This window comes from Rhodococcus mengyinensis, assembly GCF_048381435.1.
Taxonomy (GTDB): domain Bacteria; phylum Actinomycetota; class Actinomycetes; order Mycobacteriales; family Mycobacteriaceae; genus Rhodococcus_F; species Rhodococcus_F opacus_D.
The window spans coordinates 187,806-203,636 of the sequence record NZ_JBLWIT010000127.1 but is presented as its reverse complement, the minus strand read 5'-3'; the positions used below and the strand labels follow the sequence as shown (position 1 = coordinate 203,636).

Genomic DNA, 15,831 nt, shown 5'->3' with positions numbered 1-15,831 from the left:
CGCTCGACGATGGGGGCGTCGGAGAACGCGAACAGGTCGAACTCGGTGTCGGCCTCGATCGACCACTCCGTCCAGGACGGGACGACGATCATGTCCCCCGTGCCGACCTCACGGCTCTCGCCGCCGAGGACGAACCGGCCCGACCCCTCGAACACCTGGTAGACGGTGGACCCCACGTCGCGGCGGGGCCGGGTGTGGGCGCCGGCGCGCAGGCGGTGGAACTCCGCCCGGATGGTGGGCATCACGTCGCCGCCGGTGGTCGGGTTGGTGTAGCGGACCGCGGCGTGACCGGGTTCGGTGGTCGCCGCGTACCCCTCGTCCTCGAGTGCCAGTTGCTCGCGCAGCGCGGCGTCGGTGTGCTCCCACCGGTACGCCGCGATCGGCGAGGACGTCTTCGCGTCCAACCCGACCAGCGGTCGCAGCCCCGGATGCGCCCACAACCGCTCCGACCGGGACACATCTGGGGTGGAGTCGTCGGTGACGTTCTCGGACCCGAATTCGAAGAACCCGGTGTCGGTGTAGTGCACGAACGGGATGTCCAGGCCGTCGATCCAGGCCATCGGCTGATCGGTTTCGTTGTGGTGGCCGTGGAAATGCCAACCCGGGGTCAGCAGGAAGTCGCCGCGCCGCATCGCGACCGGATCCCCGTTGACGACCGTCCACACCCCCTCCCCCTCGACGACGAACCGGAACGCGTTCTGCGCGTGCCGGTGCTCGGGCGCCACCTCCTTCGGACCCAGATACTGGATCGCCGCCCACAACGTCGGCGTCACATACGGCACCCCACCCAACCCCGGGTTCGCCAGGGCGATCGCCCGCCGCTCCCCACCACGGCCGACCGGCACCAGATCCCCGGCCCGCCGCGCCAGCGGATACAGCGTCGACCACTTCCACACGAACGGCACCGCCCGCGACGTCGGCGTCATCGGCATCAGATCACCGAGCTGAGTCCACAACGGATTCAGGTGCTCGGCCTCGAAATCGGTATAGAGCTGCTTCAGCTCCGGAGCGTCGTCGACGTGCGGTTCGGTAGCGGTCATGGCGTCGACGCTAGGAGGGTCGGCGACCCGGCCGATAGAGAATTCTTCTGTGCAGAAACTTTGTCAGGGTTCGAGGTCGGCGATGTCCACCTCGAGTTCGCGGATCGCGTTCTTGATCTGCGACACCAGCGGTCCCTGCGAGTGCTGCCGGAAGCGGGTGATGGGCACGGCCACCGTCAGCGCCCCGACGGCCGTGCGAGCCCGGTTCCGGATCGCGACACCGAACGCCGCGACCCCTTCCTCGGTCTGCTGCACGTTGACGGCGAATCCGACGGCGCGGGCGGCGGACAGTTCCCGCCGGAACCGCTCGAAGTCGTCGGGCGACAGGCGGCGGTCGCCCCACTCGCGGTCGTCGTCGGGCAGATCCGCGGGCCGTAGGTACAGCTGTTCGAGGGTCGCTCGCGGCAGTTCTGCCAGCAGAATGCGTCCTCCCGCAGTCAATTCCGCGTCGAGCACCTGCCCCTGCCGGTCGCCGACGCGCAACATCCCGGCCGACTCGGCGGACGAGAGGAAGCGCGCCTGGGTGCCGACGCGGATCACGAGGTTGACGGTCTCGCCGCACAGGATCGCGAGGGCTTCCATGTGGGGCCTGCAGAGGTCGGTGAACTCGCGCGTCCACCCGCGCTGGGCCGGGCCGGCGCCCATCGCCGACCCGGGGTGGTACATGCGTTTCTCGTCCTGAACGGCGAACCCTCGGTACACCAGCATCGCCAGCAGCCGGTGCGCGGTGGACGGCGCGATGCCGAGTTCCTCCGCAGCGTCCTTGAGCCGCAGCCCGCCGACGTCGCGCAGCATCTGCAGCAGGCGCAACGCGTTGTCGACGGACTCCAACATGTACGTCGGCTTTTCGATCGTTCGCTTCTTCTGCACAGCAGAACTTTATTGCACGGGAGCTGTGCGCCGCATCACCCTCGATTCATGCCCCTCACTGCCGCCACTACGGTGCCGCCGACGAACCGTGTCGGATTGGACCGCAACGCCGCGATCGCCGTCGCCGTCTGCTGGCTCTTCGTGGTCTTCGACGGCTACGACCTCATCGTCTACGGCAACGTCATTCCGAGCCTGCAGAAGGAGTGGGGCATCAGCGCCGCGACCGCGGGCACCCTCGGCAGCCTCGCATTCCTCGGGATGATGATCGGCGCGGTGCTCGCGGGACGCCTCTCGGACGTGGTGGGACGCAAGCGTGCGGTGATCGGATGCGCGATCGTCCTGTCCGTGTTCACCGCGCTGTGTGCGCTGGCGACCGGACCCGTCATGTTCGGCGCGTTGCGTCTGATCGCCGGACTCGGCCTGGGCGGCCTCGTGCCCTCCTCCAATGCGCTTGCTGCAGAACTGATTCCGGCGAAGTGGCGCGCCGCGGTGGCCACGATGATGATGTCCGGTGTCCCCATCGGCGGTTCGATCGCGGCGCTGCTCGGCATCCCCGTCATCCCGAACTGGGGTTGGCAGCCGATGTTCGCCTTCGCGCTCGTCCCGCTGATCCTGCTGGTGCCGATCGCGTGGAAGACGCTGCCCGACCACACTGCGGCGGTGACGTCGACGGAGGTGCGGCCGGCAACCGGCTTCAGCGCACTGCTCGGTACCCGGTTCCGTTCCGTCAGTATCATGTTCGCGCTCGCCACGGTGGTCACCCTGCTCGCCTGGTACGGCCTCGGCACGTGGCTGCCCAAACTCATGCAGGGCGAGGGCACCGATCTCGGCAGCGCGCTCACGTTCGCCCTCGCTCTCAACCTCGGCGCCGTCGCGGGCTCGTTCGTCACCGCGTGGGGCGGCGTCCGGTTCGGCACGATCCCCACGAGCATCGTCGCCGCACTCCTCGCGGGTCTCGCCCTGCTGACGTTGCTCACCGCCCCACCCGTGGCGCTGGTCTACGTCATATTCGTGCTCGCCGGCGTCGGGACACACGGAACCCAGTGCCTCATCATCGCCGCGGTCGCGTCCTACTACCCCGATTATCTGCGGGGCACGGCGCTCGGCTGGGCGCTCGGCGTCGGCCGCGTCGGAGCCGTCGCCGCACCGCAGATCGGTGGCTTGCTCCTTGCCGCCGGACTCGGCGCGGATTCGAACTTCATCCTCTTCGGCGTCAGCGCGCTCGTCGCCGCACTGCTGCTCACCGTGATCTGGCGACGCTTCCCCTCCCCCACGTGAGTGCCGCCGTGTGCCCCGGCACGCATCGCCACTCACATGCCCCGAACGCACGAAACGAAGGAACTCTCATGACGAATCTGCAGGACGCACGCATCATCATCGCCGGAGGCGGGATCGGCGGCGCGGCCAACGCCCTGGCCCTCGCCCGGAAGGGCGCGAGGGTCACGTTGTTCGAACGTGCCTCCGAGTTCGGGGAAGTCGGCGCCGGACTGCAGGTCGGACCGCACGGCGCCCGCATCCTCGACTCCTGGGGCGTACTCGACGACGTTCTCTCCCGGGCCTTCATGCCGAAGAACATCGTGTTCCGCGACGCGATCACCGCGGAGGTGCTCACCACGATCGACCTCGGTTCCGAGTTCCGCGCCCGCTACGGCGGACCGTACTTCGTCACCCACCGCAGTGACCTGCACGCGACCCTCGTCGACGCCGCGCGGGATGCGGGCGCCGAACTGCACACGGGCGTCACCGTCACCGACGTGATCACCGACGGTGACAGGGTAATCGTCAGCACCGACGACGGCCGCACCCACGAAGCGGACATCGCGCTCGGCATGGACGGCCTCAAATCGCGTCTGCGGGGGAAGATCTCGGACGACGAGCCCGTGTCGTCCGGCTACGCCGCCTACCGGGGCACCACCCCGTACCAGGACGTGGAACTCGACGAGGACATCGAGGACGTGGTCGGCTACATCGGACCGCGGTGCCACTTCATCCAGTACCCGCTGCGCGGCGGCGAAATGCTCAACCAGGTCGCGGTGTTCGAATCGCCCGGTTTCAAGAACGGAATCGAGAACTGGGGTGGACCCGAGGAACTCGAACAGGCCTACGCGCACTGCCACGAGAACGTCCGCCGCGGGATCGACTACCTGTGGAAGGACCGCTGGTGGCCGATGTACGACCGCGAGCCGATCGAGAACTGGGTGGACGGGCGGATGATCCTGCTCGGCGACGCAGCGCACCCGCCACTGCAGTACCTGGCCTCGGGAGCGGTGATGGCGATCGAGGACGCCAAGTGCCTCGCCGACTATGCCGCCGAAGACTTCTCCACGGGCGGAAACTCCGCGTGGCCGCAGATCCTGAAGGAGGTCAACACCGAACGCGCACCGCGCTGCAACCGCATCCTCACCACCGGACGCATGTGGGGTGAGCTGTGGCACCTCGACGGCACCGCCCGCATCGCGCGCAACGAACTGTTCCGCACCCGCGACACGTCGAGCTACAAGTACACCGACTGGCTGTGGGGGTATTCGTCCGATCGCGCGTCATAACCGCTTCCCTGCCGGAATGGTTCGGCAGACTGGGAGCGTGACCCTCAACCTGGTGCAGACCCGCGTGTGGCGCGATGGCGAGTGCGTCGGCAAGGATTTCCCGCTTGCCGACGTGTCCGAACAGGTGAAGGACGAGAATGCGCTCGTGTGGGTCGACCTGTGCGACCCCGACCACGAGTGCCTGACCGAGCTTGCGGCCGAGTGGTCGCTCGATCCGAACGCCATCGAGGATGCCGTCGCCCGAGGTGAGCGGCCGAAGGCGACGCGCTATGCGGGCCATGCGTTCGTGACCGCGTACGCCACCTGGTTCGAGACCGACGACGTCAGCACTCTCGGCGTTCTCGATTCTCGGCTTCGGCTCAGCCGCGTCTCCGCGTTCGTGGTGTCGAACGGGATCATCACGGTGCGGCGGGACGATCGATTCGACATGTCGCAGGTGGTGGAGCGCTGGGAGGAGGACCCCGCACTGCTCACACCGGGTTCCGGCGCACTCGCGCTCCTGCACGGACTGCTCGACGCCATCGTGGACGGGCAGTTCGAGACGATCGAGACGATCGACGACGCGATCGAAGCGCTCGAGGAGGGCTTGTTCGACGAGTCCGCGCGGACCCGGGAGATTCAGCAGCGCACGTACCGGCTGCGGAAGGAACTGGTGCAACTGCGTCGCGTCGTGCTGCCGATGCGGGAGGTGGTGGGCGCCGTCATGCGCGGGCGGGCCGAATCCCCACGCGACAAGTCGCCGGTTCTCGACAGCTTGTACACCGACCTCTACGACCACGTGACGCGCGCCGCGGAGTGGACGGAGTCATTGCGCGACATGGTGGTGACCGTCTTCGAGACGAATCTGTCGCTCCAGGATGCCCGGCTCAACACCGTCATGAAGAAGCTCACCGGATGGGCGGCCATCATCGCGGTTCCCACGGCGGTGACCGGGTGGTTCGGTCAGAACGTCTTGTTCCCCGGAGTCGGGCAGCTGTCGGGGATGATCGCCAGCACCATCGTGATCGTGACGTCGGCCACCCTGCTCTACATCCTGTTCCGCCGACGCGACTGGCTGTAGTCGGGACGGACAGCCCTCAGGGCGCCGTCTTCGCTCCTGGCGACCCGGTCTCGCCCGCGGGAACGGCGGCGGCCTCGCTCATCAGGCGGGTGATCTCGGCACGGTCGGCGTCACCGGGCAGCCCCCAGCCGGTCCGGTAACCGTAGAGGTCGGCGAGCGTGATCGAATGCCGGTTGCCGTCCGCGACCTCGACGTCCGACGCGGTGATCAGGCCCGGGTGCGCGACACCACACGCCTCGGCCACCTTGAATACGTCCCGGCGCAACGCCCGCAGGTAGTTCGCGGCCCGGACCGATTTGATGCCGGCGTCGAGTCCGTGTGCGAGCCAGTGATTTTGCGTCGCAACACCCGTCGGGCACCGATCGGTGTGGCACTTCTGCGCCTGGATGCACCCGACCGCGAGCATCGGCTCACGCGCCACATTGATCAGGTCACATCCGAGCGACATCGCCGCCACGGCATTGTCGGGCAGGCCCAGCTTGCCCGAGCCTATGAACGTGATGCCGTCGGTCAGACCGGCTTCCGCGAACTTGGCGTACACGCGCGCGAAGCCGCTACGGAACGGCAACGAGACCGCGTCGGTGAACACCAGCGGCGCAGCGCCGGTACCGCCCTCACCCCCGTCGATGGTCACGAAGTCGACACCCCGCCCGGAGTTGCTCATCGCGTCGACGAGCAGGTCCCAGAACGTCGGGTCGCCGACTGCGGACTTGATCCCGACCGGCAGCCCCGTCTCGGCGGCCAGGAGCTCCACCCAGTCGAGCATGCTGTCGACGTCGCGGAAGGCCGTGTGCCGGGACGGGCTGATGCAGTCACGGCCCTCCGGTACGCCTCTGATCTCGGCGATCTCCGGTGTCACCTTCGCCCCGGGCAGGAGACCCCCGAGGCCCGGTTTCGCGCCCTGGCTGAGTTTGATCTCGATGGCCCGCACCGGCGCCGACTCGACGAGCGCCCGAAGCCGCGCCAGGTCGAACCGGCCGTCCTCGTCGCGGCAGCCGAAATACGCGGTCCCGATCTGGAAGATCAGGTCTGCGCCGTTCCGGTGGTATCGGGAGATTCCACCCTCGCCGGTGTTGTGCAGGCAATCGGTGGCAGCGGCACCACGGTTGAGAGCGACCACGGCCGCGGACGACAGCGCCCCGAAACTCATCCCCGAGATGTTCACGATGGAGCGCGGGCGGAAGGAATGCGTCCGGCCGCGGGCGGCACCGAGCACCTTCGCCGACGGAATCGCGAGATGTTCGTCGGCATGCGGCATCGCCGAGGGAGGAATCTCCGAGAACGTCCGGTGCTTGATGATGGTGTAGCCGTCGGTGAACTCGATGTCGTTGTCCGTACCGAACCCGAACGTGTCGGTCACCCGCTTCGACGACGCGTACACCCAGCGACGCTGGTCCCGGGTGAAGGGACGTTCCTCGTCGTTGCCGGTCGTAATGTACTGCCGGAGTTCCGGGCCGAGCGACTCGAGCAGATAACGTCCGTGCCCGACCACGGGAAAATTCCGGAGCAGCGCGTGACGTCGCTGAACAAGATCGTACGACGCGATCGCAGCCGCGGCGGCTGCCGGAATTGCCAGGGCGTTCCACCGCTTCATGAATTCACCGTACGCGCGCGCCGCCACTCGGATCGGCTCCTCGCGCCAATTTCACCCCGGCACGGACCCCTGAGTCGGAGCCTCCTGCGACACCGCAAGCAGCACCCGCAGATTGTCGGTGACCACCCGAGCGGAAATGGTCGGATCGATGGCGCGCTGAATACCCAGTCCGACACCGAGACTGAGGATGCTGCCGGCCGCGTCCTCCGCGGGCACGGGCAGGACGACCCCGAGTGAGTCGGTGAACGACTTCAGCAGTGTCACCGTGATCTCCCGGGCCACCCCGAGAGTGGCGGTGAGTGCGTCGCGGAGTTCGGGATCGTGGCGGGACAGCACGATCAGCTCGAACTCCAGCATGGTCCACCCGACGTCGCCGAGCGTCTTCTCCGCCCAGGCCTGGAACGCCTCGAGCCGCTCCTCCATCGTGTCGCCGCCGCCGAGCGCCTCGGCGATCTCCTGCCCCTTGGTGGCGTGGATGAGCCCCAGCACCTCGAGGCACAGTTCCTTCTTGTTCTTGAAGTTGGAGTACACGGCACCCTTGGAATAGCCGGCCTCGTCGGCGACTTTCTCGAGCGACGTGGCCGCGTACCCGTCGGCCAGAAAGAGGTCGCGGGCAGTCGCGACGAGATGCGCCCGTGTGCGCGCCTGACTCTCCGACCTGGTCAATCGCGCCATGCTCACCCTTTCGCCGAAGCCCCTGCGAGAATATTCTAATTTTCATATACCGCCGGTATCTGGTTTCTGCTAGCTTCTAGGTATGACTTCGAGTGACATACAACCCAGCCGCGGACTGGTGATCGGGTGCGGCGGCACGCTCGGCGCGGCCTGGACCGTGGCGGCCCTGGTCGCCGTGAGCGACGCGCTGGGCTGGGACCCGCGCGACGCCGACGTACTCGTGGGCACGTCCGCGGGCGCCGAACTCGTCACCATGCTCGGCGGCGGGGCAGGCGTCGACGACCTGCTAGCGATGCAGCTCGGTGGGCCCACCCACCCGGCGCTCGACGGACACCTCGCCGCCGCACCGGGACGGTTCCCGCCGCTCCCCAGACCGGGCCTCGGCTCGCCCGGCTTGTTGCGCCGCGGGCTCCCACCCGTGACCGCCGCGAGCGGCCTCCTCCCCCACGGCCGCGGCGACGCCGCCTGGCTCGACCGGCTCGCACAGCGGATCGCCTGCAACTCCGGCTGGGTGCGCCACCCCGCGACGTGGCTGGTGAGCATGGACTACGACACGGGAGAACGCATCGCGTTCGGCTCACCCGGTGCACCGACCGCCACCCTGTCCGAGGCATTGCGGGCGTCGTGGGCGATTCCCGGCTGGTATCCGCCGGTCCCCATCGGCGGCCGCCGGTTCGTCGACGGCGGCGCGGCGTCCACCGCATCCGCCGACCTGGTGCTGCCCCTCGAACTCGACGAGGTGATCGTGCTGGCACCGATGGCGTCGACGGGCCGCATCGCCGGCCGCCGGGCGGCCCGCGTCGAACGCCTGATGCTGCGGAACTGGATGAGTGCCGGGCTGGACGCCGAGATCGCGAAGCTGGAGGCGGCAGGCACCCGGGTGATCCGGCTCGACGCGACCGCCGAGGACCTCGCCGTCATGGGCCCGAACTTCATGGACGGCCGGCGCCGGCTCGCCACCCTCGAACATTCCCTCGTCACCACCCGCGCTCAGCTCGCGAACGGAGTACGCGCATGACGCATTACGACATTCTGATCGTCGGTGCCGGCATCTCCGGCATCGGAGCCGCAATTCGCCTGAAGCAGAGCGGAATCGACAACTTCGCCATCCTCGAGAAGGGCGACGCACTGGGCGGGACCTGGCGCGACAACACCTACCCGGGCTGCGCGTGCGACGTCCCCTCGGCGCTGTACTCCTACTCGTTCGCACCCAACCGGGAGTGGTCGCGGTTGTTCGCCGGACAGGAGGAGATCCGCCGGTACATCGAGCGCACCGCCGCCGAACACGGGGTGCCCGCACACGTGAAGTTCGGCACCGAGATGCAACGTGCCCAGTGGAGCGAGCAGAGCAGGCGGTGGACGGTGGACACGTCCGCGGGCACGTTCACCGCGAACGCCGTCATCGCCGCCGCCGGACCGTGGAACGAACCGCTCGTTCCCGCCATCCCCGGCCTCGACACCTTCACCGGCGAGGTGTTCCATTCCTCCCGCTGGAATCACACCTACGACCTCACCGGCAAACGCGTGGCCGTCGTCGGAACCGGTGCATCCGCAGTGCAATTCGTCCCGGCGATCCAGCCGACGGTCGAGTCGCTGCATCTCTACCAGCGCACCGCGCAGTGGGTGCTACCGAAACCGGATCACACCCTGCCCGGCGTCGAGCGCGCGATCCTGCGCCGCGTACCAGGTGCGATCCGGGCGCTGCGACGCGTCGAGTACGCGATCATGGAATCGCTCGGACTCGGTTTCCGGCACCCGTGGATCCTGCGGGTGATCCAGCAGGTCGGCAAGGCACAACTCCGCGCACAGGTGCGGGATCCGAAGCTGCGCAGGGCCTTGACCCCCGACTACACGCTCGGCTGCAAGCGACTGCTGCTGTCCAACACCTACTACCCCGCACTCACCCGACCCAATGTCGAGGTGCACGCCAACGCCGTGCAGTCGGTGCGCGGGAACGTCGTCGTCGGCAGCGACGGCGCCGAACGGGAAGTGGATGCCATCATCTTCGGCACCGGGTTCCACATCCTCGACATGCCGATCGGTTCCAAGGTGTTCGACGGCGACGGCCGCAGCCTCGACGATCACTGGAAGGGCAGCCCGCAGGCCTACCTCGGCACCACCGTCGCGGGTTTCCCCAACGCGTTCGTCCTCCTCGGACCCGCGCTGGGAACCGGCCACACGTCGGCGTTCATGATCCTCGAGGCGCAACTCGACTACTTGACCCAGGCCGTCACCACGGCTCGGAGCAACGGGTGGACCAGGATGGAACCGCGCCGGGAAGTGCAGGACGCGTTCAACGCCCAGGTCCAGGAAGCCCTGGCCACCACCGTCTACAACGCCGGTGGCTGCCAGAGCTACTTCCTCGACGTCAACGGCCGCAACAGCTTCAACTGGCCGTGGTCGACCGACCGCATGCGGCAGCGACTCGGCCGGTTCGACGAGGCGGCGTACGACGTGTCGCGTGAGCCGGCGTCGGCTACAGCGACTTCGCGATGATTCCCTTCATCACCTCGTTGGCGCCCGCGTAGATCTTCTGGACGCGGGCGTCCTCGTACATCCGGGCGATCAGGTACTCCCGCATGTACCCGTAACCACCGTGCAACTGCACGCACCGGTCGATCACCGCGCACTGCTGCTCGGTGAGCCAGTACTTGACCATCGCCGCCTCGGACGGGTCCAGTTCCCCACGCAGGTGCGCCTCGATGCAATGGTCCAGGAACACCGCACACGTGCGGGCGATGGTCTGGCACTCGGCCAGCTCGAACGCCGTGTTCTGGAACTCGAACAGACTGTGCCCAAACGCCTGCCGCGACTTCGTGTACGCAACGGTGTCCTCCACCGCACGAGTCATCGCACCGGACGCCTGCGCGCCGATGATCAACCGCTCCTGCACCAACTGCGCCATCAACTGCCCGAAACCCTGCCCCTCCTCACCGAGCAGATTCGACACCGGCACCCGCACATCGGTGAACGACAACTCCGACGTGTCGGCGCCGTGCTGACCGACCTTGTCCAACACCCGCCCGACAGCGAACCCGGGGCAGTCCCGCAGATCGACGATCAGCAGCGCCACCCCCTTGGCACCGGCCTTCGGATCGGTCTTGACCGCCAGCACGATCATGTCGGCGGACGCGCCGTTGGTGATGAACGTCTTCGACCCGTTGACGACGTACTCGTCGCCGTCCCGGATGGCGGTGGTCTTGATCGCCTTGAGGTCCGATCCGGCGCCGGGTTCGGTCATGCCGATGGCGCCGAGGATCTCCCCGGTCGCCATCCCCGGCAGCCAGGTCTTCTTCTGTTCCTCGGTGCCGTACTCGAGGAGGTAGTGCGCCACGATCCCCGAATGCACCGAGATGCCGAGCGCGAGGTCGCCGGCATAGCCCTGGGCCTCGAACACGGCGAGGTCGTGCGCGAACGTGCCGCCACCGCCGCCGTACTCCTCCGGGATCGAGCAGCACAGCAACCCCAGCTCGCCTGCCGCGAGCCACACCGCACGGTCGATGCGGTGCTGGGCGTCCCACTTCTCGTTGTGCGCGACCACCTCGCGTTCGAAGAACCCGACCGCGAGCTCGGACAGGGCCTTGACCTCGTCGTCGTGCCACGACGGAATGTGCTTCTTCATCGCCTGCCCCGGTTCTAGATGCGCCGGAAGAGTGCGGCGAGGGCCTGGCCGCCGCCGATGCACATGGTGACGATGCCGAGTTCGAGGTCGCGGCGCACGAGGTCCTTCGCCAGGCGCAGGCTCAGAATCGCGCCGGTCGCCCCGACCGGGTGACCCAGCGCGATCGCACCGCCGTACGGGTTGGTCTTCTCCGGGTTCAGCTTCGCGTCCCGGATCACCGCGACCGCCTGCGACGCGAACGCCTCGTTCAGCTCGATCACGTCGATGTCGCCGGGGGTGGTGCCGGTCTGCTCGAACAGGTTCGCCAGCGCCAGCACCGGGGCGTACCCCATCAGGCCCGGGTCCATCGCCGCGGTCGCGACGGCCTCGAGCGTGACCAGCCCGGTCAGGCCCTTCTCCTGCGCGGCGGACTGTGTGGCCAGCACCAGGGCCGCCGCGCCGTCGTTGATCCCGGACGCGTTGCCCGCGGTCACCGAGCCGCCCTCCTCGAACGCCGGCCGCAGCTTCGCCAGGGTCTCGAGGGTGGTGTCGGGCTTGGGGTGCTCGTCGACGTCGATCGTCTTCGGGCGGCGGCCCCCGATCTCGACCGGCGTGATCTCCTCGGCGAACGCGGCCTTCGCGGCCTCGGAGGCGGCACGGCGCTGGGATTCGACGGCGAACTCGTCCTGCTGCTGCCGGCTGACGTCGTACTTGCGGGCGACGGCCTCGGCGGTGCGGCCCATGTGCACGCCACCGAACGGGTCGGTCAGAATCGCGACCGTGCCGTCCACCAGCTTACGGTCGCCGAGTTTGTAGCCCGAGCGGGCGGAGAAGTCGTAGAACGGCATCCGCGACATGCTCTCGTCGCCGCCGGCGAGGGCGAAGTCCACCCCACCCCAGCGCATCTGCTGCGCCGCCGACCACACCGCCTGCAGACCGGACCCGCACAGCCGGTTGACGGTGTACGCGGGGGTCTTCTCGGGAAGTCCGGCGGCGAGGGCGACGCGGCGGGCGTTGTAGGCGTCCGGTCCGACCTGACCGATGCAGCCCATCACCACCTCGTCGATGTCGCCGCCCGGCACCCCGGCACGCCCCAGTGCGGCCTTGACGGCGGTGGCACCCAGTTCGTGGGCGGGCACGTCCTTGAACGCACCACCGAAGCTGCCGATCGGGGTCCTCGCGCCGTCGACTACCACGATCGGTTCAGGAGAATTCATGACGTGCCCTTCCGTCTCTCTACCAGTATGGAGAGATAGTAGGACTTCAAAGTAACCAGCGGTTCACGCAGGGCCTCCGGCACGTCGCCGGGTCAGGTTCCGCGGATCAGGTCGGCGCACTTCTCGGCCATCGTCATGACCGTGATGTTGGGATTGACGTAGGGCAGTTTCGGCATGGCGGACGCGTCCACCACCCGCAGATCGCGAACGCCCTTCACCCGCAGTTCCGGATCGAGGACGGCCATCGGATCGGTGGCCGCACCCATCCTGGCGGTCCCGGCGGGGTGGTACACCGTGTTGTGCGTCCGGTGCGCGTAGTCGATCAGTTCGTCGTCGGTGACCGCCTCCGGCCCGGGGGCCAGTTCCCTCGTGATCCAGCCGCGGAGAGGTTCCTGCTCGGCGATGCGACGCGCCAGCCGGATCCCGGCGAGCATCACGGCCTCGTCGTGACCGTCCGGGTCGGTGAAGTACCGGGGATCCACTCTCGGGCGATCCCGGAAGTCGCGGGAACGCAGACGCACCGTTCCGCGGGAGAGTCCCTGCGTGACGTTCGGGGTGAGGCAGAAACCGTTGTCCGTGGTGGGGTATCCCCACCGGAGTGTGTTCATGTCGAACGGCACGCTGCCGTAGTGCATCATCAGGTCCGGATGGTTCAGCCCCTCCTCGGTGGTGGCGAACAGTCCGATCTCCCACCACTGCGTGGACGTCTCGACCATCGGCCGGGACGCATCCCAGAACACCAGACCCTCGACGTGATCGTCGAGGTTCTGCCCGACCCCGGGAGCGTCGACCCGAACCCGCACCCCCATCTCGCGCAGGTGCACCGTCGGCCCGATACCGGAGAGCATCAACAGTTTCGGTGTGTCGATGGCCCCGGCGGTGACGATCACCTCGCGGCGCGCCGAGACCGTGTCGTATCCGGTGAGATCGGGGCGCTGGTACCGCACGCCGGTCGCCGCCAGCGCGTCGTCGATGACGATCTCGCTGACCCAGCAGTCGGTGCGCACCTCCAGGTTGGGGCGGGACCCGAGAATCGGATGCAGGTAGGCGTGCGACGTCGACATGCGCGTGCCGTCCTCGGACGCGTTGATCTGGAACCACCCCGCCCCGTCGAGCACCGTCGTGCCCCGGTTGAACTGCACGGTGGGCAACCCGACCTTCGCCGCGGCCTCGAGCAGGGCCACGCCGCACGGGTCGTTCGGCGGGACGTCACGCAACCGCACCGGACCGCTGCGGCCGTGCTGCTCGCCGGGGGCGTCGTTGTTCTCCACCCGCGCCACGAGCGGCAGCACGTCCTTCGCGCCCCAGCCGGTGGCGCCCGCCGCCGCCCAGTCGTCGAGTGTCTCGGCGGGTGGCCAGAACGCGATGCACGAATTGTGGGAGGAGCATCCGCCGAGCACCTTGGCGCGGGCGTGCCGCATGAAGCTGTTGCCCTTCTCCTGCGGCTCCACCGGATAGTCCCAGTCGTAGCCGGAGTCCAGCAGATGCATCCATTGCGACAGCTCGAGGACGTTGCGGTCACCCACGTCGGACGGCCCGGCCTCCACGAGGCAGACGGTCACCGAGGGGTCCTCGCTGAGCCGCGCGGCGAGCACACATCCAGCCGTTCCCCCGCCTGCGATGACGTAGTCGAACACGGTGTCCGTCATGGCAGTTCACTCTCCGCCTCGTCCTTCGACGACGCCGCGTGCGAGGCGAGACATCCGATGTGGTTGCGGCCCTTCACCGCATACCAGAGGAGACCGAGCCCGAGAATGATGCCGATGTAGACGAACGCACCCCACGTGTTGTACCAGGGAGTGCCGTACACCTCGGGGCGCGGCCACGCCAGATTGAGCGCCATCCCCACTCCCCACAGCACGGCGAAGATGTTCACCGGAAGCCCCCACCGGCCCATCGTGAAGTAGCCGCTCTCCGCGAGTTCCTTGGGCGGCCACTGCCCCTGCAGGCGTTTCTTCAGCAGCGGCCCGGTGACCATGAGGTACGCCAGGTAGATCATGATGATCGCGATCGACGTCAGCACCGTGAAGATCTGCGGCTGACCGATGTTGATGACGAGGATGAACGCCGCGAGCACACCGATCACGATGGCGGGGACCACGGGCGTCTGATGCTTCGGGTTGACGTGGGCCAGCCGCTCCCCGAACGGCAGCGCGTTGTCGCGGGCCATCGCGAACGTGAGCCGGATGGCCGCGGCGTGCACCGCGAGCGAACACACCGTGACCGCGACGACGATGCAGACCAGGAAGATCTTGCCGAGCGGCCCCCACATCACCTGCTCGACGATGTACTGCAGGCCGCCCTCGCTGCTGCCGATCAGCGGATCCTCGAGGTCGGGGGCCGACATGACGGCGAACACCAGGATCGCCCCGCCGATCACGAACGAGGCGAGGATCGCCCGCAGGATCGCCTTGGGCGCCGTCCGCCGGGGGTCGACGGTCTCCTCGCCGAGCGAACTCGCGGTGTCGAAGCCGTACATCACGTACCCGGACGCGAGTGACGCCACGAGGAAGACGGTCAGATAGCCGCCGCTCTCCCCGGCGCCGTAACCGTGGGTGGAGAAGAACACGTCCGGACCGCGAGTGATGTTGGCGGCGAGGATGACGGCGATGAGCACGGCCGCGATCAGTTCGATGAACACACCCGAACTGTTGATGAGGGCCATCAGTTTGACGCCGAATGCGTTGACGGCCGTGGTGAACGCGATCATGATGGTGCCGAGAATGACGGCGTTGGTGGCGAAGTCGTATTCACCGCTGCCGTCACCGACGATCTGGAACCCGCTCCACAACCGCGGAAGGTTGAGTTGCAGCGCGAGCACGACCGCGGAGAGGGTCACGATCGACGCGGTGAGCATCAGCCAGCCCGACGACCATCCCACGATCCTGCTGCCGAGCAGCTTGGCCCAGTTGTAGACCGAGCCGGCGACGGGGTACTTGGCGGCGAGCTCCATGAAACACAGGGCGACGGCCATCTGCCCGACGAACACCATCGGCCAGGACCACAGGTACGCCGGCCCCGCGGTGCCGAACCCGAAGTAGAACAACTGGAACGTGCCGGTGAGAATCGAGATGTAGCTGACCCCCGCCGCGAAACTGGCGAATTTGCCGAGGCTGCGGTCCAATTCCTGTTTGTACCCCAGTTCGCCGAGTCCACTGTCCCCCGGCGCACCTCCGTCACCCACTGCTCCGTGCCGAGTAGCCATGGTTCTCTCGCCTCTCCGTGCGC

The 15,831-nt window shown here is 67.9% G+C and carries 13 protein-coding genes; 5 read left to right on the top strand and 8 right to left on the bottom strand.

The features are described 5' to 3' along the window. Positions 1 to 1,040 (bottom strand): cupin domain-containing protein (locus ACNJ7E_RS30285; protein WP_418341675.1); only part of this gene is annotated, 1,040 nt, incomplete at its 3' end. 63 nt (positions 1,041 to 1,103) lie between these two features. Further along, complete coding sequence (locus tag ACNJ7E_RS30280; protein ID WP_280780011.1) at positions 1,104 to 1,910, bottom strand: IclR family transcriptional regulator; 807 nt, start codon at positions 1,908 to 1,910, stop codon at positions 1,104 to 1,106. Positions 1,911 to 1,958: 48 nt separating this feature from the next. On the opposite strand from ACNJ7E_RS30280, the gene ACNJ7E_RS30275 reads away from it, so the two are divergent. From ACNJ7E_RS30275 to ACNJ7E_RS30265, 3 genes are all read left to right on the top strand, one after another. Beyond that, a complete protein-coding gene (locus tag ACNJ7E_RS30275) occupies positions 1,959 to 3,188 on the top strand; it encodes an MFS transporter (protein ID WP_418341674.1) in 1,230 nt (409 codons plus the stop codon). Between the two features lie 68 nt (positions 3,189 to 3,256). Then, entirely contained in the window at positions 3,257 to 4,456 is a 1,200-nt protein-coding gene (locus ACNJ7E_RS30270) for an FAD-dependent monooxygenase (protein WP_418341673.1), read from the top strand. 37 nt (positions 4,457 to 4,493) lie between these two features. After that, positions 4,494 to 5,516 (top strand): magnesium transporter CorA family protein, encoded by a 1,023-nt coding sequence (locus tag ACNJ7E_RS30265; protein WP_280780008.1) that lies wholly within the window; start codon positions 4,494 to 4,496, stop codon positions 5,514 to 5,516. Between the two features lie 16 nt (positions 5,517 to 5,532). Here ACNJ7E_RS30265 and ACNJ7E_RS30260 read toward each other — a convergent pair whose 3' ends face one another. Both ACNJ7E_RS30260 and ACNJ7E_RS30255 read right to left on the bottom strand, forming a co-directional pair. Beyond that, the gene (locus tag ACNJ7E_RS30260; RefSeq protein ID WP_418341672.1) at positions 5,533 to 7,110 is read right to left on the bottom strand and encodes a glutamate synthase-related protein; all 1,578 of its coding nucleotides are present in this window, start codon (positions 7,108 to 7,110) and stop codon (positions 5,533 to 5,535) included. Positions 7,111 to 7,161: 51 nt separating this feature from the next. Then, positions 7,162 to 7,785 (bottom strand): TetR/AcrR family transcriptional regulator, encoded by a 624-nt coding sequence (locus ACNJ7E_RS30255; RefSeq protein ID WP_418341671.1) that lies wholly within the window; start codon positions 7,783 to 7,785, stop codon positions 7,162 to 7,164. 82 nt (positions 7,786 to 7,867) lie between these two features. On the opposite strand from ACNJ7E_RS30255, the gene ACNJ7E_RS30250 reads away from it, so the two are divergent. Together ACNJ7E_RS30250 and ACNJ7E_RS30245 are read left to right on the top strand one after the other, a co-directional pair. After that, positions 7,868 to 8,803 (top strand): patatin-like phospholipase family protein, encoded by a 936-nt coding sequence (locus ACNJ7E_RS30250; RefSeq protein ID WP_280780005.1) that lies wholly within the window; start codon positions 7,868 to 7,870, stop codon positions 8,801 to 8,803. Beyond that, positions 8,800 to 10,281, top strand: a complete 1,482-nt coding sequence (locus ACNJ7E_RS30245; RefSeq protein WP_280780004.1) for a flavin-containing monooxygenase — start codon at positions 8,800 to 8,802, stop codon at positions 10,279 to 10,281. The genes ACNJ7E_RS30250 and ACNJ7E_RS30245 overlap by 4 nt, the downstream gene beginning before the upstream one ends. On the opposite strand, the gene ACNJ7E_RS30240 is transcribed toward ACNJ7E_RS30245, so the two are convergent. The 4 genes from ACNJ7E_RS30240 to ACNJ7E_RS30225 all read right to left on the bottom strand — a co-directional run bounded on the left by ACNJ7E_RS30240 (position 10,262) and on the right by ACNJ7E_RS30225 (position 15,808). Next, positions 10,262 to 11,407 (bottom strand): acyl-CoA dehydrogenase family protein, encoded by a 1,146-nt coding sequence (locus ACNJ7E_RS30240; protein WP_280780003.1) that lies wholly within the window; start codon positions 11,405 to 11,407, stop codon positions 10,262 to 10,264. The genes ACNJ7E_RS30245 and ACNJ7E_RS30240 overlap by 20 nt on opposite strands. 14 nt (positions 11,408 to 11,421) lie before the next feature. Further along, positions 11,422 to 12,603, bottom strand: a complete 1,182-nt coding sequence (locus ACNJ7E_RS30235; protein WP_280780002.1) for a thiolase family protein — start codon at positions 12,601 to 12,603, stop codon at positions 11,422 to 11,424. A gap of 92 nt (positions 12,604 to 12,695) precedes the next feature. After that, positions 12,696 to 14,252: a GMC family oxidoreductase gene (locus tag ACNJ7E_RS30230; RefSeq protein WP_280780001.1), complete on the bottom strand. Its 1,557-nt coding sequence runs from the start codon at positions 14,250 to 14,252 to the stop codon at positions 12,696 to 12,698. Further along, positions 14,249 to 15,808, bottom strand: a complete 1,560-nt coding sequence (locus tag ACNJ7E_RS30225) for an APC family permease (RefSeq protein WP_280780000.1) — start codon at positions 15,806 to 15,808, stop codon at positions 14,249 to 14,251. Before ACNJ7E_RS30225 ends, ACNJ7E_RS30230 begins: the two co-directional genes overlap by 4 nt. Positions 15,809 to 15,831 lie beyond the last annotated feature (23 nt).

Bases quoted from the DNA above. Each gene is read 5' to 3' on its own strand.
- ACNJ7E_RS30240 (WP_280780003.1), bottom strand. From the start codon at position 11,407: ATGAAGAAGCACATTCCGTCGTGGCACGACGACGAGGTCAAGGCCCTG.
- ACNJ7E_RS30275 (WP_418341674.1), top strand. From the start codon at position 1,959: ATGCCCCTCACTGCCGCCACTACGGTGCCGCCGACGAACCGTGTCGGA.
- ACNJ7E_RS30250 (WP_280780005.1), top strand. From the start codon at position 7,868: ATGACTTCGAGTGACATACAACCCAGCCGCGGACTGGTGATCGGGTGC.
- ACNJ7E_RS30230 (WP_280780001.1), bottom strand. From the start codon at position 14,252: ATGACGGACACCGTGTTCGACTACGTCATCGCAGGCGGGGGAACGGCT.
- ACNJ7E_RS30260 (WP_418341672.1), bottom strand. From the start codon at position 7,110: ATGAAGCGGTGGAACGCCCTGGCAATTCCGGCAGCCGCCGCGGCTGCG.
- ACNJ7E_RS30225 (WP_280780000.1), bottom strand. From the start codon at position 15,808: ATGGCTACTCGGCACGGAGCAGTGGGTGACGGAGGTGCGCCGGGGGAC.
- ACNJ7E_RS30270 (WP_418341673.1), top strand. From the start codon at position 3,257: ATGACGAATCTGCAGGACGCACGCATCATCATCGCCGGAGGCGGGATC.
- ACNJ7E_RS30245 (WP_280780004.1), top strand. From the start codon at position 8,800: ATGACGCATTACGACATTCTGATCGTCGGTGCCGGCATCTCCGGCATC.
- ACNJ7E_RS30235 (WP_280780002.1), bottom strand. From the start codon at position 12,603: ATGAATTCTCCTGAACCGATCGTGGTAGTCGACGGCGCGAGGACCCCG.
- ACNJ7E_RS30255 (WP_418341671.1), bottom strand. From the start codon at position 7,785: ATGGCGCGATTGACCAGGTCGGAGAGTCAGGCGCGCACACGGGCGCAT.